We start from the raw sequence: 25,676 nt of genomic DNA, 5'->3' as shown, positions 1-25,676 counted from the left end.
CTCTCAATTGGCATGCGCGACATGGCGGGGCGCAGTGGGCAGGGTTCACGTTTCCGAGGGGCTGAAACCAGAACCTGCCGAGGGAAACTGCCGAAGGGTTACCGGCTTGGTCACACGAGCCGGGTGATCGCGTCGGTCAGAGCCGCCGTGCTCAGCGGGGTACCCGTGATGAGCGAATGCAGCGTGGCTCCGTCGAGAAAGACGGTGACCGCCTCGGCGGCGCGCCGACCGATCCGCGGTTCGAGCAGCGCCAGGAGGCCTTCCGGCCACATCTGAGCGAGCCGTTGCAGTTCGGGCTGATGGCTGGCCGCGACGTACAACTCGTTGAGAGTACGGTGGCGGTCTTGGTCGGTGAGGTATTCGGCGGTGAGCCGCGCCAGGGTAGCGGGCAGATCCTCGTTGTCGTCCAGTTCGTGTCGCCACTGCTTCAGCCAGCTGGCCGCGCTGGTGGCGGCGTGAGCCAGTGCGGCTTCGCGCAGCGCGCGCAAGTCGCTGAAGTAATAGGTCGTCGACCCCACCGGAACATCGGCTTCCGCGGCCACCCTGCGGTGGGTGAGCTGGCCTAGGCCGCGGCGGGCGATCACCCGTCCGGCCGCCTCCACGATCGCCTGCCGGCGACCCACCGGGTCGCGCGGCCGTCGATCAGCCACGGCCGTCAATGTGCACCGGCCAAGTTCAGCGTGAGGACGCCGGCAATGATCAGACCGACGCCCACCAGTTTGGGCAACGACAACGTCGAGCCCAGAAACAACACCGCGATCAAAACGATGGCTGCCGTTCCGATCGCCGACCACAGCGCATACGCCACATCCGTCTGCATCCCGCGCGCGATCGACATCGCCAACAGCGCGAACGCCGCGGCATAACCGATCAGGCACACCACCGTCGGCCACAGCCGAGTGAAGCCTTCCGTGCTCTTGAGCAAGCTGGTCGCCACCACCTCCGCGGCGATCGCGCACAACAGCAAGAGATAAGCCACCACGCCTCCCACATGTACCGATGTACATGTACAAACGTACAAAACGCTGCTGCGGTGCTGTCAGAGCCACGTCGTAACCTCTGTGGGCATGACGACTAACCTCGACCGGCGGCTTGCCGGTTATTCACCGGTGGTGCTGAGCTTGTTCCGGTTGGTCTACGGTCTACTTTTCGCCGGCTACGGGTCGATGATCCTGTTCAGCTGGCCGGTGGACTCGGGTCATCCGGTGCGGGTCGGGGAGTGGCCGGGGTGGTATGCCGGATTGATCGAGTTCGTCACCGGCTTGTTGATCGGCGCCGGATTGTTCACCCGCGCCGCGGCGTTCGTCGCCTCAGGCAACATGGCCGTCGCCTACTTCTGGATGCATCAGCCGAAAGCGCTGTGGCCGATCGGCGATCCGCCTGCAGGCAACGGCGGAACCATGGCCATCCTCTTCTGCTTCGGGTTTCTTCTGCTGGTGTTCACCGGCCCGGGGCAGTACTCGATCGACATGGTGCTTGCCAGGAGATCGCGCCGCCGCTAGTCCATCGATCTCCCGTGCGCGGCGGGCATGCCGCTTCGTTACCGCGCGCTGGAACTCGGCAGCGCGGGTGCTGTAGCCGGCGCACCGAACCTCGGCACCGGGATGAAGCCGCTGGCGTGCGCCGCCGTCGTAGCCCGGCGAATCGGGAAAATCAGCGGCCCCATCAAGATCTGGTCCACCAGGATCGGGGTGACGAGCCGGTTGTGCACAAAGGCGAACGCGCTGCGGCTGGCCGGATCCGCCCAGCCGATCGTCCCGCCCAATCCGGCGTGCCCGTAGCCTCGCAGCAGCCCCGGTACCGGCGAACCGTGGTAGCCGAGGTGAAAGGACATCGGAACGACCATGTTCAGGTCGGGCCGCAAGCTCAATTTGCCCAGCAGGCCACGCGCCAGGTCCTTGGACACCAGCTGCGTATCGCCGGCGCGACCGCCGTTGGCCAACGCGCCATACATCCGCGCCAGACCACGCGCCGTCACCACGGCGTTGACCGACGGAATCTCACTGTCGAGCAGGGGAGTGTCGCCCTGAATCAATGAGGTAATGCCGCGTACATACATCGCCCCCAGGCCGCCTGCGACGGGCAGCTCAGCAAGCCGGGGCGCCAGCAGGTCGAACACCGGATTGGCCCGCTGGGTCTGCGGGAACATGATCTGCGCGGCGGTGGTCGGCGCGTCGGCCGGGGGGCGGCCCAGGTGGATGCCGTCGGTGTCCAGCGGCTCGGCGATCTCGCTGCGGAACAACTCCCGCATGCTTTTGCCCGTCACCGCCCGGGCCAGCCCCGATGTCAGCCAGCCATAGGTGAACGCGTGATAGGCCGCGCGACCGGCATTGCGGTCGACGGGCGCGGCCGCCAGCCGTTCCTCCATGAGGTGTTGGTCGAGCAGTTCGTCTTTGGTGACCCTCGGCAGGTGGGACAGGCCCGCGCGGTGCGCGAGCATCTCTCGCACCGTGATCTCGGATTTGCCGTTGGCGCCGAACTCTGGCCAGTAATGGGCCACGGGTTCGTCGTAGGAGAGCAGTCCGCGGTCGGCGAGCCGGTGGATGACGGTTGCCGCCACCCCTTTGCTCGCCGAGAACACCATGGCTCCGGTGTCAGCGTCCCAGGGCGTCTCGCCGTCGCGGTCCGACCAGCCGGTCCACACGTCTACGACGGGTTCTCCCTCGACGTAGACAGACAGCGCTCCGCCGCCGAACCGCGGACCGGGGAACAGCTTGCCGAATGTGTTCACCACGCACGCGAAACGCGGATCGGCGGCGCCCTGAACGTGCGACGGAAGACCGTCCTCCGTCTCCAGAAGTGATGCTTGCGTCATTGCCAGCTCCCGTACGTAGGGCCTACCGCTGCTCCCGACCTGAAGAGCGGCAGTGGAGGTATATGAGAACGATGTTACCAATGACGATAACGTCGTTTTAGCACTCGTCGGACTGGCCTGCGCGTCACTGCTGTGGCGCCGGTTCGGCGGCGTCGGTAACCGTCTTTCGCCGGACGCGGTCGCGACTGATGACCCATGTCGCCGCCGCGGCGAGGATGACCGCGTAGAGCAGGATGTACAGATTGGCCAGCACTTCCCACGGCGCCCACGTGTCAGGGAACATGAACAGCCCGATCCGCGGCTCGAGGTCCATGGGAAAGCGGTAGGGCCAGGCTCCGATCAGCAGGAACAGGCCAGCCGCGGGGAGCCACCACCGGGCGTTGCCTTGGGCGCGATGGACCAGGTAGACCAGCAGCGGCACGAACCACACCCAGTGGTGCGTCCAGGAAAACGGTGACACCACGGCCGCGGTCAGTCCGGTGATCGTCACGGCCAGCAGTCGCTCTCCGGCACGGTGGAGCCGCACGACGACCCACATGCTGGCCCCCGTCACCGCCAGGGCCGGCAGCAGCCACGCCCACATCGGTAACGCATTACCCGGCAGGTGGCCGATCGGACTGTCGGGGTGCGGAGCGGTCAGCCGCGCGATCGCACCGCCCAGCGACTGGTTGGACGGGTGCAGTGGGTCGTCGCCGATGCGCTTGGAATCGGCGAACGTCCCCGACCAGTACTGCCGAGAATCACTCGGCAGGGCAGCCCAACCCACCACGATCGTGGCGACAACCGCGGCCAGCGCCACCGCCGTGGCCCGCCATTGCCGCACGGCCAGGTAGTACAGGATGAAGTAAGCCGGCGTGAGCTTCACCCCGGCGGCGAGTCCGACGCCGACGCCTTTGAGTCGACTCGCCGCACCTCGCGCGCCGTCCCACAGCACCAGCGCCAGCAGGACCAAGTTGATCTGACCATGCAGCAACGTGCTGCGAACCGGTTCGAGAAAGGTGCACACCGCGCTCAGCAGCAGAGATTGCGCGAGCAGGTACGGCGTGAACCGATAACCCAAGATCCGCCAGCACAGCAGGACCGCGGCGATGAGGACGACAACGTTGAACGCCAGCCAGATATTGGTGTCGGTCCCGAACGGCAGCCACGAGAACGGCAGGAACACCACGATGGAAAACGGCGGGTAGGTGTAGAGATGCTGGTGAATCAGCGGCTCGGCATAGAGCGGTGAATGCGCGAGCACGTGCTGCACGCCATCCCGGTAGGCGTCGAAGTCGTCACCGCCGCCCAACAGGCCGGCCCGTGGCGTCCGCAGTGGGACGGTTGCCACCAACAGCACCGCCGCGGCGACCGCCCAGATCGACATGACCGCCAGGGCCGGCCAACGGAAGGTCAGCGTTCGAGGTTGCGCCTCGCGGGATTCCGACGCCGCACTCTTTGCGATTGCGCCACTCACTTCTCTACGGATCCGTGGGCCAAGACGCGCTTACGCCCAACGGCGGACGAGGATCAGCGTCTCACAAGCGTGCGGTGGCGCGCCTTTCCAATCGGAAGGTGCGCTTGAAGCCGGCGGGTTGCGTGGTGAGCGTGACTTCGACCGCACCGCCGGGGGCTACTACGTAGCGCTCCTCGACATCGGGTCCGTCGGTACACCGGCCCACCGGTTGGCGCAGCAGGTCTTCGCGGTCGTGTAGGGCCGGGTCGAACGGGAACAGCACCGGATCGTAGGGCGTGACATCGCCGTCGGGCCGCCCGTTGACCAGGCGGCTGCACTCGACGAACCGGAAGTGTCCGATGTTGTGGGCCGCCCGGTAGCGGCGACTGATCACCAGCGGAGTGCGTCCGTCCGAGGGCAGCGCGGCGTCCTTGGGCACGATCGGGTCGAAGACGACGTCAGCGCCGGCCTGCGCCTCCCGGAAGACGCCGAAATGCCGCGAAAAGCGCTCCGAGAGCACAAAGCCTGAATCGGTGTCGAGGAAGACCGCCAGACCGATCGCCGTCGCGGCGAACGGATGCGGCGAGCGCTTGACTCGCTTGTCCCCGAAGTTCTTGCGCAGCATCCGGGACACCAGGGGGAAGCTGCCGGCGCCGCCCACTACGTAGATGCCGGCGACCTCGGACCATCCGACGTCTCTGCCGTCACCGGCCGGGTCGCGCAAGACGCGCCCGAGCAGCTCGCTGGTTCGATCCACCAGTGGTGCACAGACGGCATAGACGTCGTCGATCCCGCAGGAGAAGGGCGGCCGATCGAGCCCCTTGACCACCGCGAGGTCTACCAGAAAGCGCCGCGTCTGCGGACCCACCGCTTCCTTGCGCGCGGCGCACTCTTCTTTGAGCAGCTCGTAGGAGTCGGCGTCGACCGGCAACCCAGATTTCTCCTGGACCAGCCGCGCGATGGCGTCGTCGAAATCGTCGCCGCCTAGGCGTTGAATTCCTTCGCTGACGACGACCTCGTTGACGTGTCCGGCCATTTTCAGCAGTGAGGCGTCGAAGGTGCCGCCACCCAGGTCGTAGATCAGCACGTATTCCCGTTTGGCGGTGATGGTGGAGCGATAGCGGTGGGCGTATTCGAGCCCGGCCGCTGACGGCTCGTTGAGCAGCGCGACCACCTGAAATCCGGCCGCCGCGAAGGCGTCCAAGGTGATGAAGCGTTGAGCGCTGGTGGCGTTGGCGGGGACGCTGATGGCGGCCTCGATGGACTCGCCTGCGGCGGCGCCGGCGTTCGAACGGTGGCACAGATCGTTTCTGAGCTGGCTCAAAAAGGCGGTGAGCAGATCGGCCAGCCCATAGCTGCGCCCGGCGAGCGTGACCTGAGTTTGGGGTCCAGCGTCGGTGAGCAGCCGTTTGAACGACCGCAGAACCGACCACCCCGGCTCATGACGGACGGCGGCGGCATCCAAGCCGAAACGCAATTCGCCGTCCCGGTTGGCGGCGATCAGCGATGGCCAAGTCTCGAACCCGTCGAAGGACACGACCGGGTAATTGCCTCGGTCGACGACCGCAGCAACGGTGTGGGTGGTGCCGAAGTCGATGCCGACTCTCATTCCGCCCGATTTTAGGGCCCGCGCAGAGCAGTTGGCACTTACTTGGGCAGAGCCTGGTCGCTCGGCGCGCCGCCCGTGCGGGCGTATGCGTCCCACTTCCGTTGCACGTCGCGTTCCGGGGCGGTCGGGATCAACCCCGCCGGCGCGAACCGCACGGAATCGACCGGGGCGTCCTCGGCAAGTGGCCGGGCGGCTCCGCGGATTGCCCGCAGTGCGACGCCCACGCCGGCGATGAAGACGACGACAACCGCCGCGGCGAACAGGATCGACAGCGTGCCTTGGATGAAAGTGTTACGGATGACCGCGTCGAGCTGATGGGTATCGCTCGCCGAGCCGAACGCGGTCTTTCCGGCGTGCTTGGCCGCCGTGTACTGCGCGTGCTGGGTCCAGTAGCCGACCGCGGGATCGCCGGAGAAGATCTTCTGCCACGACGCGGTCAGGGTCACCGCGAGATCCCAGATCAGCGGAACCGCGGGAATCCACGCCCACTTCAGGTGACCCATCTTGACGACGACGACTGTGATGACCGTCAGCGCGATCCCGGCCAACAGCTGATTGGCGATTCCGAACAGCGGATACAGGGTGTTGATCCCGCCGACCGGATCGGTGACGCCGAGCAACAGGATGCTGCCCCACGCCGCGACCACCACGAGGCTGCACACCCACGCCCCGACTCGCCAGCTCGGGTCCTGCAGCTTGCGCAGCGGACCGCCCAGGTTGCTCAGCGCGTCGGAGACCATGAACCGCGCCGCGCGGGTGCCGGCATCGACGGTGGTCAGAATGAACAGAGCCTCGAACATGATCGCGAAGTGGTACCAGAACGCTTTGAGGGCGTCACCGCCGAACACCCGGTGCAGCATCTCGGACATGCCGAACGCCAGCGTCGGCGCTCCGCCGGTTCGCGACACGATCGATTGTTCGCCCACGCTGGCCGCGGCCTGATCGATCTGTTGTGCGGTCACCGAGGTGCCGGCGAGTCCGAGCCCGTTGACGTACCGCGCCGCGCCGGCCGCCGTGTCGTGCGTCTGAGCCGAAGGCGCGTTGAGGGTGAAGTACAGGTGCTGGTCGAGGATTGTCGCGGTGATCAGGGCGACGACAGCCACGAACGACTCGGTGATCATGCCGCCGTAGCCGATCAGCCGCATCTGGCCTTCCTTTTCCAGCATCTTCGGGGTGGTGCCCGACGAGATCAGCGCATGGAACCCGGAAAGCGCTCCGCAGGCGACGGTGATGAACAGGAACGGGAACAGCGAGCCGGCGAACGCGGGCCCGTTGCCTTTGGTGGCGAAGGAGGAAACCGCTGGCGCGGCGAGCACCGGTCGCGCCACGCACACGCCGACGGCCAGCAGCGTGATGGTGCCGACTTTCATGAAGGTGGACAAGTAGTCACGTGGCGCGAGCAGCAGCCATACCGGCAGCACCGAGGCCGCGAACCCGTAACCGATGAGGAACCAGGACAGGGTGACCGGTGACAGACCGAACCACTGCGCGCCCCAGGGGGTGTTCGCAACCCAATCGCCCGAGATGACGGCGAGCAGCAGCAGGCCCACTCCGATCACGGACACTTCGGCCACCCGCCCGGGACGCAGGAAACGCAGATAGCAGCCCATGAACAGCGCGATGGGAATGGTCATGGCAATCGAGAAGACACCCCACGGGCTTTTGGCCAGTGCCCGCACCACCACCAGAGCCAATACCGCGATGACGATGGTGATGATCACCGGAATGCCGATGAGCGCGGCGACGCCGGCGCCGGCGCCGAGTTCGTCGCGCACCATTTGGCCCAGCGAGCGTCCGCGCCGTCGGGTGGAGATCCACAACACCAGGTAGTCCTGCACGCATCCGGCGAACACGGCGCCGACGACTATCCAGATGGTGCTGGGCAGATAGCCCATCTGTGCGGCGAGCACGGGGCCCACCAGCGGTCCGGCTCCGGCGATGGCCGCGAAGTGATGCCCAAAGACCACGCGTCGGTCGGTGGGCACGTAATCGGTGCCGTTGTCGAGGACTTCGGCGGGGGTGGCGTGATCGTCGCGGGGGCGGACGATCTTCCGTTCGATCAGCCGGGCGTAGAAGCGGAAGGCGATGAGGTAGCTGCAGGCCGCGGCCACCACCAGCCATACCGCGTTGACCGTCTCGCCGCGGGCGAACGCGATGACGGCCCACGCGGCGGCGCCGACCACCGCGATGAGGGCGAAGACGATCTTGTGCGCAACGGTGAGGGGCGAGCGATCGATGATCGCCACGGGCGGCAGGTCGGTGTCGGTGTGGACGTAGCTGACGGTGTCGTGGGGTCCTGCCACGCCGGAAACCATACTTCGAGAAGGCGGCCGGCGTCTGTCCGGCGGGTTACGTCAATACAACGCGCGCACCGCGTCGATGGTGTCGGCTTCGGCCGGAGGTTTGTCGTCGCGGTAGCGCACCACCCGAGCGAATCGCAGCGCCACTCCGCCCGGATAGCGCGTCGATCCCTGCACTCCATCGATGGCCACCTCGACTACCTGCTCGGGCCGAAGGTGGACCACGTACCCGTCGGTCCCGTCGACGGCCAGTTCGGTGAACCGTTCGGTCTGCCAGTCCAGCATCGCGTCGGTCATACCCTTGAAAGTCTTTCCGACCATGACGAATTCGCCGCTGGCCGGGTCTCGCGCGCCGAGATGGATGTTCGACAGTTTTCCGCGCCGCCGCCCTGAACCCCATTCCACGGCGAGCACCACGAGGTCGAGGGTGTGCACCGGCTTGACCTTCAGCCAGCCCGCGCCACGGCGGCCCGCTTGGTATGGCGCAGCCGGCGCCTTGGCCATCACCCCCTCATGCCCGGCGGCCAGCGTCGCTTGCAGGAAGGCGTCGGCGGCGGAGATATCGGCGGTGAGCAGCCGGTCGACTCGGTGTCGTGCCGGGGCCAAAGCGTCCAGAGCGGCCAAGCGCTCGGTGGTCGGTGCGTCGAGCAAATCCTCGCCGTCGCGATGCAAGATGTCGAAGAAGAACACCGAAAGTAGCTGTGCTGCTTGGGCTGCCGCGACGTCGACCTTGCGGCCGAACCGCGATGCGGTGACTTGGAAGCGATGTGGTCGGTTGTCGGGGCGCAGCGCGATGGCTTCGCCGTCGGCGATCAGGTCTCGCACCGGCAGCGCGAGCGTCGCGGCCACCACTTCAGGTAGCCGGGCGGTGACATCGTCAAGAGTGCGGGTGAACACCTTGACCTCGTCACCGGCGCGGTGGATCTGAACCCGGGCGCCATCCAGCTTGGCTTCGAAAAGTGTTGTGCCGCCGTGACGTTCGAGCGCGTCGCCGACTCCGGTAGCCGTCTGCGCCAGCATCGGGCCGACCGGTTGGCCCACCTGCAGGGTGAATGCGTCGAGCGCCGCGGCACCTCCGGAGAGCCCGGCCGCCGCCACCGCCGGCAGATCACCCCCGAGCATGGCGGCGCGCTGTACCACGGCCGCGGGGATTTGAGCTGCCTTGGCGACTGCGTCGGCCATGATGCCGACCAGCGCGCCTTGGCGAAGTTCGCCGCTCAATAGCCGCACCAGAAACGTCTGCTCGGGCGCGGTCGCGGCGGAGAACAACTGGCCGATGAGCCCGGCGCGGCGCGCCTGGGACCCCTTGCCGGACACTTCGCGGATCTGCGAGAAGGTCGCGTGCACCTGGCCGACGGTCAGTACGGGATCCGACGCCGTCGGCGGCAATGATCGCAACGACGCATAGCCGACGCCGATCTGGCGCTGCGGCAACTCGCCGGACAGCCACGACACCACGATCGCGACCGTGTCGGGTTCGGCCGCGGCGCGGCGCAGCAGCTCGGCGATGCGGGCCACCTTGGCCAGCCGCGACGACGTGCCGCCGACCTCCTGCGATGTGCGTGCGACGTCAACAAGGAGCACAGTTATCGAGCTTGGCATGGCTCGCCGACAAGCCGGATGAGGCGACGCGCTAGCGTGCCTACTTAACGTTACAAATTGCAGGGATTCTGACAAGGAGGTCCGGATGGAGATCAGCGGGAAAAAGGTCGTCGTCATCGGCGGCGCGTCGGGCATGGGCCGCGCCAGCGCCGAGCTGTTGGCCCAGCGTGGCGCGCAGGTCGCCGTCCTGGACCGCGAGGGTTCGGACGGGAAGACCGTCGCCGAAGGGATCGGCGGCAACTTTTATCCGGTCGACGTCACCGACTTCGCCGGCACCGAGGAGACGTTGCAGAGCGCGGTCGACAGTCTGGGTGGCTTGCACGTCATCATCACCACTGCCGGTGGGGGCATCGCCAAACGGACGCTGACCAAGACCGGGCCGCACGACCTGGAATCGTTCCAGTCCGTCATCGATCTCAATCTCATCGCCACCTTCAACATCAGCCGGCTGGCGGCTGCGCACATGGCCAAGAACGAGCCCGAAGACGACGAGCGCGGAGTCATCATCAACACCGCGTCCATCGCGGCCTTCGAGGGTCAAATCGGGCAGGTCGCCTACACCGCCGCCAAGGCCGGAATTGCGGGCATGTGCCTGACCATGGCGCGCGATTTGGGTTCGGTCGGCATCCGGGTGCTGGCCATCGCCCCGAGCCTGTTCGCCACCGGCTTGACTAAGGGAATTCCTGACGAGTTCGCGACGGCCCTGACCAAGGACGCGGCATTTCCCAAGCGCCTAGGCCGGCCCGAGGAGTACGCCAAGTTGGTGGCGGCCATCGTGGACAACCCGATGCTCAACGGTCAGTGCTTGCGGCTGGACGCCGGCCAGCGGTTCGCTCCCAAGTAACGCCCCCAGCGGTCCGGCCCATCGGGAATAAGTACACTCTTTAGGCAATCGCAGTCGGCACTGGTGCCGGCTGCGGAGCGCCGCGAGGAGGACCCTGATGGGTATCGCACTGACCGACGACCATCGTGAACTCGCCGAGGTAGCGCGTGGGTTCCTGACCTCGCAGAAGGCCCGCTGGGCGGCCCGCGAGCTGCTCGACGCCGCCGAAGAGTCGCGACCACCGTTCTGGCAGAACATGGTCGAGCTCGGTTGGCTCGGCCTGCACATCGAGGAAGAACACGGCGGCTCCGGGTACGGCCTGCCCGAGCTGGTCGTGGTCGTCGAAGAACTCGGTCGCGCCGTCGCCCCTGGACCGTTTGTGCCGACCGTCATCGCCTCGGCGGTGATCGCCAAAGACGGCTCTTCCGAACAAAAGGCCCGTCTGCTGCCCGGGATGATCGACGGAACAGTCACCGCCGCAGTGGGCTTGGCGGGTGAAGTGCGGGTCTCCGACGGAGTCGCCGATGGTGATGCGGGCATTGTGTTGGGTGCGGGACTGGGTGAGCTGCTGCTCATCGCTGCCGGTGACGACGTGCTGGTGCTGGAACGCGACCGGTCCGGCGTCTCAGTCGAGGTGCCCGAGAACTTCGACCCCACTCGGCGTTCCGGCCGCGTCCGATTGCAGAACGTCAGCATCAGCGCCGACGACATCTTGTCGGGCGCACGTGCGTCGGCATTGGCCAGGGCGCGCACGGTACTGGCCGCCGAGGCGGTGGGCGGCGCGGGCGACTGCGTGGACGCCGCGGTCGACTATGCCAAGGTGCGTCAGCAATTTGGCCGCACCATCGCGACTTTCCAGGCGATCAAGCACCATTGCGCCAACATGTTGGTGGCCACCGAATCGGCGATCGCCGCGGTGTGGGACGCCGCGCGTGCGGCATCAGAGGACGAAGACCAGTTCCGCCTGATCGCCGCGGTCGCGGCCGTCCAGGCGTTTCCCGCCTACGCGCGCAACGCCGAACTCAACATCCAGGTGCACGGCGGGATCGGATTCACTTGGGAACACGACGCGCATCTGCATCTGCGCCGGGCGTTGGTCGTCGCTGGGCTGTTCGGCGGTGACGCACCCGCCGCCGACGTCTTCAACCGCACAGTGGCCGGGACCAAGCGGGTCAACAGCCTCGACCTGCCGCCCGAGGCCGAAGAGCTACGCACCCGAATCCACGCTGACGCAGGAGAAATCGCTGCCCTGGACAAGAAGGCGCAGCTCGACAAACTGATTTCGACGGGATATGTGATGCCGCATTGGCCGCAGCCGTGGGGCCGTGCCGCCGATGCGGTCGCGCAGCTGGTCATCGAGGAGGAGTTCCGCGCGGCAGGCATCAAGCGCCCCGACTACTCCATCACCGGTTGGGTCATCTTGACTTTGATCCAGCACGGAACCCCTTGGCAGATCGAACGATTCGTGGAGAAGGCGCTGCGGCAGGAGGAGATCTGGTGTCAGCTGTTCTCCGAACCCGACGCCGGATCGGATGCGGCGTCGGTCAAGACGCGCGCCACCCGGGTGGACGGCGGCTGGAAGATCAACGGCCAGAAAGTGTGGACCAGCGGTGCGCAGTACTGCGCCCGCGGACTGGCCACCGTGCGCACCGACCCTGAAGCGCCCAAGCATGCCGGTATCACCACGGTCATCATCGACATGAAGAGTCCCGGCGTCGAGGTGCGGCCCTTGCGGCAGATCACCGGCGGATCAGAGTTCAACGAGGTGTTTTTCAACGACGTGTTCGTGCCCGACGAGGATGTGGTCGGGGCGCCGAATTCGGGCTGGACCGTCGCTCGCGCCACATTAGGCAATGAGCGGGTCACCATCGGCGGCAGCGGCGGTTACTACGAAGGGATGGCGGCCAAGCTGGTGCAGCTGGTGCAGCACCGCGGGGATGCGCAGGCGGGCAGCAAGATTCGAGTTGGCGCCTTCCTGGCCAACGATCACTCGTTGCGCCTGCTCAATCTGCGCCGCGCTGCGCGCAGCGTCGAAGGCGCCGGTCCGGGGCCAGAAGGCAACGTCACCAAGTTGAAGGTGGCCGAACACATGATCGAGGGTGCGGCGATCTCCGCGGCGCTGATGGGTCCTGACATCGCGCTGAGCGACGGGCCGGGCGCGGTGGTCGGCCGCATGGTCATGGGTGCCCGCGGCATGGCGATCGCCGGGGGAACTTCCGAGGTGACGCGCAATCAGATCGCCGAGCGGATCCTGGGTATGCCGCGGGATCCGCTGATCAACTAGCGTCCCCGTTTTGGCCGAGCAGACGCAAACTCGCACGTCGCGCGCCCGTTTCGTGCGATTTTGCGTCTGCTCGCGGGTTAGGCTGGGGCGAACAACGGCGCGCCGCCGGCGCCCTTCTCCGGCCGGATACCGACTGGCATTCCGCACGTCACCGAATCCGGTTCGCAGTCAACGATGTTGGCGGCCACACGAAGACCGCTTTGCTCCGCGAGTTCGACGAGCGCGATGACGTACGGCGTGGGCACTTCGGGGTTGTACGGGTGGTAATTGACCGTGTAGGTGAACACCGTGCCCTGACCGGACACCGGCCGGGCCGACAGCGAGTCGCCACAGTCACGGCAGGTGCCGGTCGCGGGATGGACCCACTTGGCGCAACTCTCGCAGTGCTCGATCAACAACGGGGACGTCTCGGCCGACACGACCAATACAGTACACTCTATTGATTCCAGTCAGCGATGCGTGCGGGCGGTGCAGATGAGCTATTTCGAGAAAGACGCGATCCTGTCCGGCATCGGGATCTCGCGTATCGGCCGTCGTACGGGGATCCCCGGACTGGACCTGACCATGGAAGCCGTGCGCACCGCCATCGCCGACGCCGGCCTGGCGGCCACCGACATCGACGGCATCGCAACGCTGGGGGACACTCCGGCCGCGGAGGTCAACGCCGAACTCAACATCGAAGCCGCCGACTGCGGCAGTGGGTTCGGCACCGGCGGGCTGCTCAGTCCGGTGATGTCGGCGTGCCGGGCGGTGGCCGAGCGCCGCGCCCGGCATGTGGTGGTTTACCGGACTATTCAGATGCTGGGCGGCACCGTACCGGTCAAACAGGAGGAGGACGCACCGCCTCCGCCGCTGGCGCGCATGTTCGAGACCCCCGAAGGCGAAGAGCCTCCGGCGGTCGGAGCGATGGACGACATCAACGACCTTGTTGCGGCACAGGCCTATTCGGCCGCGAATTGGCTGGCGCTGAACTGTCGCCGTCATATGGAACTGTATGGCACCACCAAGGAGCAATTGGGCTGGATCGCGCTCAACGGCCGGCGTAACGCGGCGCTGAATTCCCTTGCGGTGTACCGGGAACCGATGACAATGGCCGATTACCTGTCGGCGCGGCTGGTGTCCACCCCGTTCGGGCTGTTCGACTGTGACGTACCCATCGACGGCTCGATCGCGGTGGTCGTTTCGAGCGCGGAGTACGGCGCCGACTGCCCGCACCGTCCGGTGCGGGTCGAGGCGATCGGCGGCTCCGACGGCGCCGGCGGGTGGTTTCACCGCGCCGACTACCCGAAGATGGCGATGTCGGATGCGGCGGCGCAGATGTGGTCCCGCACCGACTTGAGGCCGACCGACCTCAATGTCGCGCAGCTCTACGACGGCTTCACCTTTCTCACCCTGGCTTGGCTGGAAGCGCTGGGCATCTGCGCCGACGGGGAAGCGGGGCCGTTTGTCGACGGTGGGGAACGGATCGCGCGCGACGGTGTCCTGCCGCTGAACACCTACGGCGGCCAACTGTCGGCGGGGCGCCTGCACGGCTACTGGGCGCTACACGAGGGCTGCCTGCAGTTGCGCGGAGAGGCGGGACAGCGTCAGGTGTCCCAGCGGCCCGAGGTGGGCGTGGTGTCGGTGGGCGGCGGTCCCGTCGCGGGATGCATGCTGCTGACCTGTTGAGCGAAACGGACAAGCGGGCAGCGCAGATCGCCCGTCGCATCGAAGCCGACATCGTTCGTCGGGGCTGGGTGGTCGGGGAAACGCTCGGATCGGAAAGCGCTCTGCAGGAGCGCTTCTCCGTGAGCCGTTCGGTGCTGCGCGAAGCCGTCCGCCTCGTCGAGCACCACCAGGTCGCCCGCATGCGCCGCGGACCCAACGGCGGACTGATCGTCTGCGAACCCGACGCCGGCCCGGCCACCCGAGCCATTGTCATCTACCTCGAGTACCTCGGCACCACGCTCGACGATCTGCTCAACGCCCGGTTGGTCCTCGAGCCCTTGGCCGCGTCACTGGCCGCTGAGCACATCGACGAAGTCGGCATCGACCGGCTCCGGGCCGTGCTGGACGCCGAAAGACAGTGGCAACCGGGCATGCCGGCACTGCGCGACGAATTCCACGTGGCCTTGGCCGCGCAGTCGAAGAATCCAGTGCTGCAACTGTTCGTCGACATCGTCATGCGCCTGACCCGGCGCTACCTCCGCCAGTCGCGGACTGCATCGGCGGACGAAGCCGTCGAGGCGGTCGACCATATGCACCGCGACCACTCGGACATCGTTGCCGCGGTTATCGCGGGCGATTCGGCTCGCGCCAAGACGCTCACCGAGCGTCACGTCGAAGCGGTGACCGCCTGGCTGCACAAGTATCGCCGCGTCGACAGCGCCCAAAATCGCGCCCGATCACGGCGGAGAGCACCACGGCTGGACCCGGAAGCATCCCGCGGCAAGCGGGCCGAAGTGCTAGCCGCCACCATTGGCGGTGACATCGCCGCGAGTGGCTGGCCCGTCGGCGCCGTTTTCGGCGCGGAACCGGAGTTGGTGGAGCGCTACCGAGTGAGCCGCGCGGTGCTGCGCGAGGCGGTGCGGCTGCTCGAGTACCACTCCGTCGCGCGAATGCGCCGCGGGCCCGGCGGTGGACTAGTCATCACCCGACCACACGCGCAGGCCAGTATCGACACGATCGCGCTGTACTTGCAGTACCGCCGCCCGAGCCGCGAAGACCTACGTTCTGTGCGCGACGCGATCGAGATCGACAACGTCGTCAAGGTCGTCAAGCGCCGGTCGGATCCGGACGTCTCGGCCTTCCTCGACGTGCGCCGGGCAACCGACGCCGTCGGCGCCGACGTGCGCGAGGCCGCGGTCGAAGAATTCCGGTTCCACGTGGGGCTGGCGCAGCTGGCCGGCAACACGCTGCTCGACCTCTTCCTGCGCATCATCGTCGAGCTGTTTCGTCGGCAATGGTCGAGCAGCGGCCAAGCGGTGCCCGACTGGAACGACGTCGCCGCCGTCGAGCACGCTCATCTGAAGATCGTGGACGCCATCGACGACGGCGACGACAGCTTGGCCCGCTATCGCATCCGGCGCCACCTTGATGCGGCGGCATCCTGGTGGTTTTAGTGTGACGCGTCTCAAACTTCGGGCCTGCATACCGGACATCGATCTGGGGTACCTGAGGAAGCAAGTAGCGGCTGGTTCGGGAACCGGCCGGTCGGTGAGATCAGCGGAGCCCTCTCAGTTATGACCACGACCACGGAGACCAAGCGGCGAGGCTTTGTGCATTCCGCGCTTTTCTACCGCTCCAAGCGGGAGTACCGCGACTTCGTTGTCCGTTTCGTGGCGGACGGATTCGCCGTCGACGAACCCATCATGGTCGCCATCCCCGGAGATGAGTTGGCCTGGCTGCAGCCGGAGCTGATGGACGCCCGCGCCGGTTCCGACGCCGAACTGAACTTGGTGGACATCACTCAAGTCGCGCGCAACCCTGGCCGGTTCCTGGCCATAAAGCGTGACTTCGTCGACAGATATCTCGGTCAACGCGTGCGGATCGTCAGCCAGCTGGTGTGGCCGGGCCGCAGCTCCGACGAGTGTGTGGCTTGTATCGAGCACGAAGCGTTGGTCAACGGAGCGTTGCGGCACGACGACGTGATGGGATTGTGCCTCTACGACGCCGAGCGGTTGGACGACGACGTCCTCCAGGGCGCTCGCAGCACTCACCCGTTGCTGTGGCAGTGCGGGTCGGCCTACCGCAGCTCCGACTATGCGCCCGACGACGCGTTGGCACGCTGCAACCAACCCCTGCCCCAAAACCCCGGGGCCGTCACCTACCTGGTCAGAAGTGGCGTGGATCTGCGGCCTGCGCGGTCCTTCGCGGTGGACTATGCCGGCTGGGTCGGGTTGTCCGAAGATGGCGTCGAGGATCTTCAATTGATCGCGACGGAGCTTGCGACCAACAGCTTGCAGTACACCGGCGGCGCGTGTCAGCTGGCGTTCTGGCAAGACGACGGACATGTCGTCTGTGAAGCGCGGGACGGCGGACGGTTTGACAACCCACTGATCGGCCACCATCCACCGGAGCCGCACGCGACGGCCAGCCGGGGACTGTTCCTCGTCAACGCGATTGCCCATCTGGTGCGCATGCACACAACGGCAACCGGCACGACGATCCAGGCCTACCTACCGCTGCATCCCTTGCCGGGCGCGACGGGCTGATACCTAGCGGCTCTCCGAACAGTCGTGCCGGATGTTATCCCGGTCACGCACATGGCGTGTCTTTGCGGCGCTGCTGAATGATGTTGCAAACGGGCAACACTCAGGTCCTACCCGCCGGGGACTCGTGCGCAGCTTCGCAATTCTGCTGCTTCGCAACGGTCCCCGGCGGACCCCCGACGTCTAGGTTGCCGCCGACGTTCGGCTACTGCGTAGGTGCATCACTCGACGGCAACGGATTCGGACTTGGAACCTGCTGCGCGCAACCGGCGGAAACCACTGCGGCCGTCGTAGCGAGCGCCGCGACTACGATGCGAATCGCCTGCTTGACTCCGCTGCTTTTCCCCGCGCTCATCGACTGCGCCTTTCGTATCCTGATCCACACCCGTAATCAAGGAATTCCCCGCTAGCCGATGCTATCGCGATCCTGGCCAATGCGAGGCGTTTTCGGGCTCGCGAGCATCGTCACACTCTCGAACCTGCCAGCTCGGGCCGACAAGTGGATGCGGAAATCGTTGGTGCAATAAAGCTTCGGTGTGGTCTGTGCCGAAACTGCGGACGGCGCGAACAGGGCCGGCGCGAAAATGATTTGCCCTGCATAGGTGCAGGGGTCTAATGTCACCGCTCGTGCGTCTTTTCACGCGTGTGGTAGTAGCCAGTACCCGCAGCGGGGTCTGATCCAGACCGACTCCCCGCTGTGGGTGGAAAGCTACTACCGTCGGTCGCTTCCGCGAACCAGAGAAGACCGACAGCATGACAATTTCCTATCTCGATTCCGTCGAGAATGCTTCCGCCAGCGACGCTCTCGCGGGCCCATCCGCTCGGCGCAGCGCCGCCAGCTCGTTCGTCCGCCAATTCGGTGTGGCCCTGCCTCGCGGACTTCGCGAGCAGGCCGAAGCGATCTCCTGGGAATCTTTCGTGGCCACCTTCGCGCCCACCACCGGGCCACTGCGACTAGGACAGTGGGCGTGTATTGATCCCGAGCGGCCCGCCGGCCGACTGGGGCCGCAGCCGCGCAACTATCGGGCCATGGTCGCCATCGGCGACAGCATCACTGCCGCGACCGCGTCGGCGAGCGGACCGGTCGCGGCGCTCACCGCAATGTTGCATGGTCGCGGAATCACGGTGGAGATACTGCGCTTCCACCAATTCGACACAGCCTGCGACACTGCCGCCTTCGTCTATGGCAGCAATGGCGCCCGCGCCGAGTGGGGGCTGGGCATGTCGGCGGATCGTACTCAGTCCGCGCTGCGCGCGCTCATCGCTTGCGCCAACCGGCTGACGGCGTAGATACGGTCAATTCACAACGGCCGCAGCACAATCGGCATTCCGTCCATCGGGATCGGGATCGTGCGGTAGTCCCACTTGGCCTGGTAGCCCGGCCGGGGCAGCTCCAACCGGTAACGACGCAACAGACGATGCATGATCGTCTTGATCTCCAGCTGCCCGAACGTCATCCCGATGCACTTGTGGGCACCGCCGCCGAACGGAGTCCAGGCGTAGCGGTGCCGCTTGTGCTCGCACCGCGGTTCGGTGAACCGTTCCGGGTCGAATGTCAAGGGATCGGTCCAGATCTCGGGCAGCCGATGATTCACTCCGGGGAACGCCGTCACGTTCGTGCCCTCGGGAATGTAGTGGCCGAGCAGCTCGGTGTCGCGCACCGTCCGCCGCATCGCCCATTGCACCGGTGACACCAGGCGAATCGCCTCGTTCATCACCAGGTCGAGCGACTCCAGCTTTTCCAGCGATTCGATGTCGAGCGGTCCGTCGCCCAAGCGGTCGGACTCGTCACGGCAGCGCTGCTGCCACTCCGGGTGGGCGGCCAACTCATAGGCCATGTTCGTCGCGGTCGTGGTGGACGTGTCGTGCGCGGCCATCATCAAGAAGATCATGTGATTGACGATGTCCTCGTCGGAGAACCGGTTACCGTCCTCGTCCTCGGTGTGGCACAACACCGACAACAGGTCGTCGCCGTCTTTGCGGCGCTGCTCTTTGACTCGTTCGGCGAAGTAGTCCTCCAGCAGTCGTCGTGCCCTCAGCCCGCGCCACCAGGTGAACGGCGGCACGCCGGTGCGAATGACCGCGTTGCCGGCGCGCACGGTCATGGTGAACGCCTTGTTCACCTTCGTCACCAGATCTCGGTCGGTGCCAGGTTCGTGACCCATGAACACCATGGAGGCGATGTCGAGGGTCAGTTCCTTCATTGCCGGGTACAGCAAGAATCGCGCGTCGTTCGCGACCCAGTCACTGCTGATCACTTGTGACACGACGTGGTCCATCTGCTCGACATAGCTCGCGAGCCGGGACCTGACGAACGCCTCCTGCATGATCCGCCGGTGGAAGAGGTGCTCTTCGAAGTCGAGCAACATCAGACCGCGGTGGAAGAAGGCGCCGATCACCGGTGTCCAACCCTGCTGGGAGTAGTCCTTATTGCGGTTGGAGTAGATGGCCTGGGCGGCGTCGGGTCCGAGCGCTGCGACGAAGGGCAGAACGGGTGAATCCCCAAACACCAACGGGCCCTTGGTTTGGTAGAGGAACATCAAGTAGTCGGGCCCACCGCGCAGCATCTCGATCATGTGCCCGAGGATTGGTAGTCCTCTGTCGCCGACGACCGGCTTGAGTCCACTGCCCGGCGGCGGATCGGCGAGTTTCGTCTCCGGGAACTGGGTGTTCAGCAGCTTGCGCTCGGCAAGGCCCATGCCGGGAAGATTGTTGACCGACGGCGTGAGTCGCCGCCTGGCTTGGTCAAGAAGGTATGCCGGAGTGCTGATTGTCGCCGCACCTGTCCCCATTGACGCTCCCTTCGGCTGTGGCAGCCGTCACTATTCCACCATCCTTCAAAACAAAGTTGACGCCTGTCAAGTTTTCTTTCGAGCGGCGTGGTGTAAAGGTCATGGAGTGATGGACAGTGGATAGCCACGCCGAACGCCGGGACCAGGGCGAGCCTGCTCTGCGGCGCCGGGGTGACAAGCACCGCCAGGCGATCGTGCAGGCGGTCCGTGAACTACTGGAAGAGCGACCCTTCTCCGAACTGTCGGTCAGCACGATCAGCCTCAGAGCGGGGGTGGCCCGCTCCGGCTTCTACTTCTATTTCGACTCCAAGTACTCCGTACTCGCCCAGATCCTGGCGGAAGTCACCGAGGAACTCGAAGAACTCACCCAATATTTCGCTCCCCGCCAGCCCGGTGAGTCACCCGAGCAGTTCGCCAAGCGCATGGTCGGCAGCGCCGCCGTGGTTTACGCCCACAACGATCCGGTCATGACCGCGTGCAATGCCGCTCGTCACACCGACATCGAGATACGCGACCTGTTGGACAAGCAATTCGAGGTGGTGCTGCGTCAGATCGTGGGCGTGGTCGAAGCAGAGGTGAAGGCCGGCACGGCACATCCGATCAGCGCCGACCTTCCCACGCTGATCCGCGCTTTAGCGGGTATGACTGCGCTGACGTTGACCGGCGATCCGCTGCTCGTCGGTCGAAACGATCCAGGTCCGCGTGACCCGGAGCGGCGCGTGCGGGTCCTGGAACAAATGTGGCTCAACGCCCTGTGGGGCGGATCGGTACCGCCGGTATCGTCACGGCCATGACGCAGAGGGACGCGGAGCGGTATTTCGCGGGCAAGCGGTGTTTTGTCACGGGTGCGGCCAGCGGCATCGGGCGCGCCACCGCGTTGCGCCTCGCCGCGCAAGGTGCCGAACTGTATCTGACCGACCGCGACCACGAGGGGTTGCAGCAGACCGTGGCCGACGCCCGGGCGTTGGGAGCTGAGGTGCCCGAGCACCGGGTCCTCGATGTATCCGATCACGGCGAGGTGGCGGCGTTCGCCGCCGACATCCACTCCCGGCACCCGAGCATGGACGCGGTGTTCAACATCGCCGGGGTTTCGGCGTGGGGGACCGTCGATCGGCTCTCGCATGAGCAGTGGAGCAAGATGATCTCCATCAATCTGATGGGGCCCATCCACGTCATCGAAAACTTTGTTCCCGAGATGGTGGCGGCTGGTCGCGGCGGACATCTGGTCAATGTGTCTTCGGCGGCCGGTCTGGTCGCTTTGCCGTGGCATGCGGCGTACAGCGCCAGCAAATACGGCTTGCGCGGACTATCCGAAGTGTTGCGCTTCGACTTGGCGCGGCACCGGATTGGGGTGTCGGTGGTGGTGCCCGGAGCCGTCAAGACTCCGTTGGTCAACACCGTCGAGATCGCCGGCGTCAACCGCGAAGATCCGAAGGTGGCCCGCTGGGTCGATCGGTTCAGCGGCCATGCCGTCTCCCCGGAAAAGGCAGCCGAGAAGATCCTGGCCGGAGTGGCCAAGAACCGGTATCTGATCTATACCTCGCCTGACATCCGGGCGCTGTATGCGTTCAAACGACTGGCGTGGTGGCCCTATAGCGTGGCGATGCGGCAGGTGAATGTGGTCTTCACCCGCGCGTTGCGGCCCAGCCCGGTAACGCGCTCACCGCGCGAGCTCCAGGCGCACCCCGAGTAATCGGATGGGGCGGTCGAGGTCGAACAAGTCCAGGATCTTTAGCGCCGCAACGGTGATGACTTCGCGATCCACCGTCGGTTCGGCCAACTTGCGGATCTTGGTGCGGGTGTAGAACGTCGCGGTGCGCACGGTCACCGCAACTCGAGTGACGATTCGCTCCTCCGCCAGCACGTCGTCGAGCGCCTGATGGGCTAAACGTGTAATGGCCGAGTTCATTTCGGTCCGGTCGGTGAGGTCGCGCGGGAAGGTGACGACATGGCTGCGCGAGCGTGGAACCCACGGCTCGGCGCTGACCTCCGAATCGCCGCCGCCCTTGGCCAATAACAACAGCCACAACCCGGTCCGCGGGCCGAACGTCGAGGTCAGTAACTCGGCGTCGGCGTGCGCGAGCTGCCAGACCGTCGTAATGCCAACTGTGGCAAGCTTTTTGGCGGTCTTAGGACCCACGCTCCACAGGGCGTCGACGGGGCGGTCGCCCATCACGTCCATCCAATTGGCGTCGGTGAGCATGAAGATGCCGGCCGGTTTGGCGAATCCGGTGGCGACTTTGGCGCGCTGTTTGTTGTCGCTGATCCCGATCGAACACGACAGCCCGGTGGCCGAAAGTACCTCGGCGCGGATGTGTTCGGCCACCTCGACGGGGTCGACGGGATCGTCGGGTGTGAGTCCCACATACGCCTCGTCCCAGCCCCAGACTTCGACCGGGTGGCCGATGTCGCGCAACAAGCCCATCACCTCGTCGGAGGCCGCGTCGTAGGCGGCCGGATCGGCAGGCAGGAACCTGACCCCCGATTCTGGCGGGCACCGGCGAGCGGCGGCCCGCAACGGCATGCCCGCACGCACTCCGAATTCCCGGGCCTCATACGAGGCGCAGGTGACCACCTTGCGCGGTTCGGTCGGATCGCCACTGCCGCCGACGATTACCGGCAGACCGACCAGTTCGGGGTGCCGTCGCAGCTCTACGGACGCCAGAAACTGGTCGAGGTCGACATGCAAGACCCAACGCGGCATCGCCGACGCTTTCACCGCCCACACAGCTTGCGCGCCACGCTTTCCCACGCATCACCCAACGTCTGCAGGGTGTGCCCGTGGTGGTGCAGCCGATGTTCGATGTAGTCGGCGTCGAGCAGGGCCAACAGCGCATCGGTTTGGGTGTCCAGGTCGCCGGTGGTCTGCGCCGACTCGAGCAGCATCCGCACATGCATGCGGTGCACCGCGACCGGCGCACTATTGCGGGTCAGCGGGTGAGCCTCGGAGAGCAACTCGTGGTGGGCGTGGACGAAACGGATCCGCTCCCGGCCGAATGCCAGTAGCCGATCCAGCGGGGGCGCATCCGGACCCAGCGGCGGCGGCCCGAAGAGAAAGGCCTGCTGGCTGGCACGTTCGTCCTCGTCGAGCAGCACCATCATCAAACCGGCGCGGCTGCCGAACCGGCGAAACACCGTCCCTTTGCCGACGCCGGCGGCTGCGGCGACGTCATCCATGGTGACCGCATCTGCGCCTCGTTCGGCCACCAGGCGGCGCGCCGCCTCCAGTAGCAACGCCCGGTTGCGCGCCGCGTCGCCCCTTTCCTGCGGAGCCGAGACGGGCAACTCGCTCAGCCGGTCCGCACTACTCACTTCTGCACTTTAGCGCGACTGGAATAATCCGGACTATAGTCCGGTTAGCTCGTGCGAGGATGTAGGCCAACAACCGAAGGGAATCCAGACGTGTCAACCACCGATATCAAAGTCTTGGCGTTGGTAGGCAGCCTGCGAGCTGCGTCGATCAACCGCCAGATCGCCGAACTGGCGGCGGCAGTCGCCCCGGAGGGGGTCACCGTCACCATCTTCGAAGGGTTGGGCGAATTGCCCTTTTACAACGAGGACATCGACGACGCAATGAACGGCGAACGGGACCAACCGCCGGCCGCGGTGGGCGCGCTGCGGGATGCGGTGGCTGAGGCCGATGCGGTGTTAGTGGTCACGCCGGAGAACAACGGCACCATCCCGGCGGTCATCAAGAACGCGATCGACTGGCTCTCGCGCCCTTACGGCAACAGCGCGGTCAAGGGAAAGCCGCTGGCCGTGATCGGCGGGTCGCTCGGTCGATACGGCGGGGTGTGGGCGCACGACGAGACCCGCAAGTCGTTCGGCATCGCCAGCGCGCGCGTCGTTGACGCGATCAAGCTGGCCGTGCCGTTCCAGACGCTGGGCGGCAGCGCTCCGGCCGACCATGCCGAACTGACCGCCGAGGTCCGCGATGTGGTGGGCAAGCTGGCCGCGGAGGTCGGCTGACCACACCCGCTTGCCGTTCAGCGCCCACTCGGCGTTAAGCAACTAGTCAAAGCCGCCAGCGGTGCGCTGGCGGCTTTGCTGGCTGAAAGGCCGGTGGCGCCGTCGACCGATTGTTGTCGGTGGCGGCTGATATGCCCATCAGCATGCACGCCCGGGTTCTGAGTTGTGATCTGCGACACGCCGAAGCGACACGGTGCGCAGCCTTACGACCAGGGAATTTCAAAATTGTTATTCCGAACATGTTGTATCCCTTCTCGTTGTCACCCCCCAGGTGTAGTGTTTCGAGCACCGACAGATCCCAGGTTCGCCGAGTCCCGCCTGGTCCACTGGACTCGATGAACTTCCCCGAATCGGCATCACCGGGTCACTCGACTCGGCCGTCGCAAAACGGGAATCTGGGGCGCCGTCGGGTCGCTGAATATGGCGCAGATGTACCACCCCAGTCGTTGCCAGTCCGTGTCACCCCCTACTCCCGCAAAGGAGCGGTACGCCCATGAGCATCACCGTCTACAGCAAGCCCGCTTGCGTGCAGTGCGTCGCCACGTACAAGGCGCTGGACAAGCAGGGCATCCCTTACGAGAAGGTCGACATCAGCCTGGATGTCGAAGCGCGCGACTACGTCATGGCGCTGGGTTACCTGCAGGCGCCCGTCGTGGTCGCCGGCGACGACCACTGGTCGGGCTTCCGGCCGGATCGCATCAAGGCGCTGGCCGGCTCGGCGCTGAGCGCCTAGCGCAGGTAAAGGCGAAGGAGGAGGTTGCGGTGCCATGGATGTTCCGGTGCGCAACCTAGGTGTGATCAGTGACGAACCGCTACGCCCGGCGGCACCGCGGTTTGGATCACCGTTGGTGTACTTCTCGTCCGTGTCGGAGAACACTCACCGCTTCGTCCAGAAGCTGGGTGTTCCCGCCACGCGGATACCGCTGCATGGCCGAATCGAGGTGGACGAACCGTATGTTCTGGTGCTCCCCACCTACGGCGGCGGCCATGCCACACCCGACCTCAACCACGGTGGCTACGTTCCCAAACAGGTCATCGCATTCTTGAACAACGAACACAACCGATCCCTGATCCGCGGCGTCATCGCCGCGGGTAACAACAACTTCGGTGCCGAATTCGCCTATGCGGGCAACGTGGTCTCCCGCAAGTGTGGCGTTCCCTACCTTTACCGCTTCGAACTCATGGGCACCCCGGACGACGTCGACGCCGTCCGCACAGGTCTCGCCCAATTCTGGAAGGAACAGACGTGCCACCAACCGTCACAGCTGCAGAGCCTGTAACCACCGGCGCGCACGCGCTACCGGGGGAGACCGACTATCACGCGCTGAACGCGATGCTGAATCTGTACGACGCCGACGGCAAGATTCAGTTCGACAAGGACGTGCTCGCGGCACGGCAGTACTTCCTGCAGCATGTCAACCAGAACACCGTCTTCTTCCACAATCAGGACGAGAAGCTCGACTACCTGATCCGGGAAAACTATTACGAGCGTGAAGTTCTCGACCAGTACTCGCGCAACTTCGTCAAGACGCTGCTGGATCGCGCCTACGCCAAGAAGTTCCGCTTCCCGACCTTCCTGGGCGCGTTCAAGTACTACACCTCCTACACGCTGAAGACCTTCGACGGAAAGCGCTACCTGGAACGCTTCGAGGACCGGGTGGTCATGGTCTCGCTGACGCTGGCCGCCGGCGACACCGCGCTGCTTCTTACCCGAATTCAGGAACGTGGGCGTAGCCGGCTGGAACCGGCCGTCGATGATCTCGTCGACCAACTTCTCGGCCAGCGCGGTGTCGCCGGCGGCCAGCGTCAGCGAGACCATGACCACCCGGTCCTCGAAGCGTTCCAGGTAGCGCTTTC

At 65.8% G+C, this 25,676-nt stretch carries 23 protein-coding genes and 2 pseudogenes; 13 read left to right on the top strand and 12 right to left on the bottom strand.

The features are described 5' to 3' along the window. Nucleotides 1–110: 110 nt before the first annotated feature. Nucleotides 111–659, bottom strand: coding sequence for a TetR/AcrR family transcriptional regulator (locus tag A9W95_RS06400; RefSeq protein ID WP_067409810.1), 549 nt, complete (start codon nt 657–659; stop codon nt 111–113). Next, the gene (locus A9W95_RS06395) at nt 656–979 is read right to left on the bottom strand and encodes a multidrug efflux SMR transporter (protein ID WP_067409838.1); all 324 of its coding nucleotides are present in this window, start codon (nt 977–979) and stop codon (nt 656–658) included. Before A9W95_RS06395 ends, A9W95_RS06400 begins: the two co-directional genes overlap by 4 nt. A gap of 88 nt (nt 980–1,067) precedes the next feature. Here A9W95_RS06395 and A9W95_RS06390 point away from each other — a divergent pair, with 88 nt between their 5' ends. Next, entirely contained in the window at nt 1,068–1,502 is a 435-nt protein-coding gene (locus A9W95_RS06390; protein ID WP_067409809.1) for a DoxX family protein, read from the top strand. Nucleotides 1,503–1,540: 38 nt separating this feature from the next. On the opposite strand, the gene A9W95_RS06385 is transcribed toward A9W95_RS06390, so the two are convergent. From A9W95_RS06385 to A9W95_RS06365, 5 genes are all read right to left on the bottom strand, one after another. After that, the gene (locus A9W95_RS06385; protein WP_067409807.1) at nt 1,541–2,815 is read right to left on the bottom strand and encodes a serine hydrolase domain-containing protein; all 1,275 of its coding nucleotides are present in this window, start codon (nt 2,813–2,815) and stop codon (nt 1,541–1,543) included. A gap of 124 nt (nt 2,816–2,939) precedes the next feature. After that, entirely contained in the window at nt 2,940–4,271 is a 1,332-nt protein-coding gene (locus A9W95_RS06380) for a glycosyltransferase 87 family protein (RefSeq protein ID WP_156746046.1), read from the bottom strand. A gap of 61 nt (nt 4,272–4,332) precedes the next feature. Next, nucleotides 4,333–5,859 (bottom strand): Hsp70 family protein, encoded by a 1,527-nt coding sequence (locus tag A9W95_RS06375; RefSeq protein ID WP_067409803.1) that lies wholly within the window; start codon nt 5,857–5,859, stop codon nt 4,333–4,335. A 38-nt stretch (nt 5,860–5,897) separates the two neighbouring features. Continuing rightward, a complete protein-coding gene (locus A9W95_RS06370) occupies nt 5,898–8,162 on the bottom strand; it encodes a carbon starvation CstA family protein (protein WP_371328031.1) in 2,265 nt (754 codons plus the stop codon). Between the two features lie 51 nt (nt 8,163–8,213). Further along, nucleotides 8,214–9,743: an ATP-dependent DNA ligase gene (locus tag A9W95_RS06365; protein WP_067409799.1), complete on the bottom strand. Its 1,530-nt coding sequence runs from the start codon at nt 9,741–9,743 to the stop codon at nt 8,214–8,216. Nucleotides 9,744–9,846: 103 nt separating this feature from the next. On the opposite strand from A9W95_RS06365, the gene A9W95_RS06360 reads away from it, so the two are divergent. Next, nucleotides 9,847–10,605 carry an SDR family NAD(P)-dependent oxidoreductase gene (locus tag A9W95_RS06360; protein WP_067409797.1) on the top strand — a complete coding sequence of 253 codons (759 nt, stop codon included), beginning with the start codon at nt 9,847–9,849 and terminating at the stop codon, nt 10,603–10,605. 97 nt (nt 10,606–10,702) lie between these two features. Then, nucleotides 10,703–12,868, top strand: a complete 2,166-nt coding sequence (locus A9W95_RS06355) for an acyl-CoA dehydrogenase (protein ID WP_067409795.1) — start codon at nt 10,703–10,705, stop codon at nt 12,866–12,868. A gap of 77 nt (nt 12,869–12,945) precedes the next feature. Here A9W95_RS06355 and A9W95_RS06350 read toward each other — a convergent pair whose 3' ends face one another. Then, nucleotides 12,946–13,287 carry a Zn-ribbon domain-containing OB-fold protein gene (locus A9W95_RS06350; RefSeq protein WP_067409794.1) on the bottom strand — a complete coding sequence of 114 codons (342 nt, stop codon included), beginning with the start codon at nt 13,285–13,287 and terminating at the stop codon, nt 12,946–12,948. A 55-nt stretch (nt 13,288–13,342) separates the two neighbouring features. Here A9W95_RS06350 and A9W95_RS06345 point away from each other — a divergent pair, with 55 nt between their 5' ends. The 4 genes from A9W95_RS06345 (at nt 13,343) to A9W95_RS06330 (ending at nt 18,348) form a co-directional block, all read left to right on the top strand. Continuing rightward, on the top strand, nt 13,343–14,536 hold the full coding sequence (locus A9W95_RS06345) for a thiolase family protein (RefSeq protein WP_067409836.1): 1,194 nt from the start codon (nt 13,343–13,345) through the stop codon (nt 14,534–14,536). Continuing rightward, the gene (locus tag A9W95_RS06340) at nt 14,515–15,969 is read left to right on the top strand and encodes a FadR/GntR family transcriptional regulator (protein WP_067409792.1); all 1,455 of its coding nucleotides are present in this window, start codon (nt 14,515–14,517) and stop codon (nt 15,967–15,969) included. Before A9W95_RS06345 ends, A9W95_RS06340 begins: the two co-directional genes overlap by 22 nt. Nucleotides 15,970–16,089: 120 nt before the next feature. Next, nucleotides 16,090–17,061, top strand: coding sequence for a sensor histidine kinase (locus A9W95_RS06335; protein WP_067409791.1), 972 nt, complete (start codon nt 16,090–16,092; stop codon nt 17,059–17,061). Nucleotides 17,062–17,811: 750 nt separating this feature from the next. Continuing rightward, nucleotides 17,812–18,348: a homocitrate synthase gene (locus A9W95_RS06330; protein WP_067409789.1), complete on the top strand. Its 537-nt coding sequence runs from the start codon at nt 17,812–17,814 to the stop codon at nt 18,346–18,348. An 11-nt stretch (nt 18,349–18,359) separates the two neighbouring features. Here A9W95_RS06330 and A9W95_RS06325 read toward each other — a convergent pair whose 3' ends face one another. After that, nucleotides 18,360–19,850, bottom strand: a complete 1,491-nt coding sequence (locus tag A9W95_RS06325) for a cytochrome P450 (protein WP_067409787.1) — start codon at nt 19,848–19,850, stop codon at nt 18,360–18,362. Between the two features lie 116 nt (nt 19,851–19,966). Here A9W95_RS06325 and A9W95_RS06320 point away from each other — a divergent pair, with 116 nt between their 5' ends. Beyond that, entirely contained in the window at nt 19,967–20,644 is a 678-nt protein-coding gene (locus A9W95_RS06320; protein ID WP_067409785.1) for a TetR/AcrR family transcriptional regulator, read from the top strand. Continuing rightward, nucleotides 20,641–21,543 (top strand): SDR family oxidoreductase, encoded by a 903-nt coding sequence (locus tag A9W95_RS06315; RefSeq protein ID WP_067409784.1) that lies wholly within the window; start codon nt 20,641–20,643, stop codon nt 21,541–21,543. The genes A9W95_RS06320 and A9W95_RS06315 overlap by 4 nt, the downstream gene beginning before the upstream one ends. Here A9W95_RS06315 and A9W95_RS06310 read toward each other — a convergent pair. Both A9W95_RS06310 and A9W95_RS06305 read right to left on the bottom strand, forming a co-directional pair. Next, nucleotides 21,511–22,554: a DNA polymerase IV gene (locus tag A9W95_RS06310; RefSeq protein ID WP_067409834.1), complete on the bottom strand. Its 1,044-nt coding sequence runs from the start codon at nt 22,552–22,554 to the stop codon at nt 21,511–21,513. The genes A9W95_RS06315 and A9W95_RS06310 overlap by 33 nt on opposite strands. Before the next feature lie 11 nt (nt 22,555–22,565). Further along, complete coding sequence (locus A9W95_RS06305; RefSeq protein WP_067409782.1) at nt 22,566–23,162, bottom strand: TetR/AcrR family transcriptional regulator; 597 nt, start codon at nt 23,160–23,162, stop codon at nt 22,566–22,568. A 90-nt stretch (nt 23,163–23,252) separates the two neighbouring features. Here A9W95_RS06305 and A9W95_RS06300 point away from each other — a divergent pair, with 90 nt between their 5' ends. From A9W95_RS06300 to A9W95_RS06285, 4 genes and pseudogenes are all read left to right on the top strand, one after another. Next, nucleotides 23,253–23,819 (top strand): NAD(P)H-dependent oxidoreductase, encoded by a 567-nt coding sequence (locus tag A9W95_RS06300; protein ID WP_067409780.1) that lies wholly within the window; start codon nt 23,253–23,255, stop codon nt 23,817–23,819. Nucleotides 23,820–24,312: 493 nt separating this feature from the next. Next, a complete protein-coding gene (locus tag A9W95_RS06295) occupies nt 24,313–24,552 on the top strand; it encodes a redoxin NrdH (RefSeq protein WP_067409779.1) in 240 nt (79 codons plus the stop codon). Between the two features lie 34 nt (nt 24,553–24,586). After that, entirely contained in the window at nt 24,587–25,099 is a 513-nt protein-coding gene (gene nrdI, locus A9W95_RS06290; RefSeq protein ID WP_253851580.1) for a class Ib ribonucleoside-diphosphate reductase assembly flavoprotein NrdI, read from the top strand. After that, nucleotides 25,066–25,522, top strand: a pseudogene (locus tag A9W95_RS06285) (ribonucleotide-diphosphate reductase subunit alpha); the annotation flags it as partial. The gene nrdI and the pseudogene A9W95_RS06285, both read left to right, overlap by 34 nt. Before the next feature lie 53 nt (nt 25,523–25,575). On the opposite strand, the pseudogene A9W95_RS28370 reads toward A9W95_RS06285, so the two are convergent. Beyond that, nucleotides 25,576–25,638, bottom strand: a pseudogene (locus tag A9W95_RS28370) (hypothetical protein); the annotation flags it as partial. Between the last annotated feature and the right edge of the window lie 38 nt (nt 25,639–25,676).

This window comes from Mycobacterium sp. 1423905.2 (genome assembly GCF_001673155.1).
Lineage (GTDB): Bacteria > Actinomycetota > Actinomycetes > Mycobacteriales > Mycobacteriaceae > Mycobacterium.
Note: the sequence above shows the minus strand (reverse complement) of the source record. Positions and strands in the feature narration are given on the sequence as shown.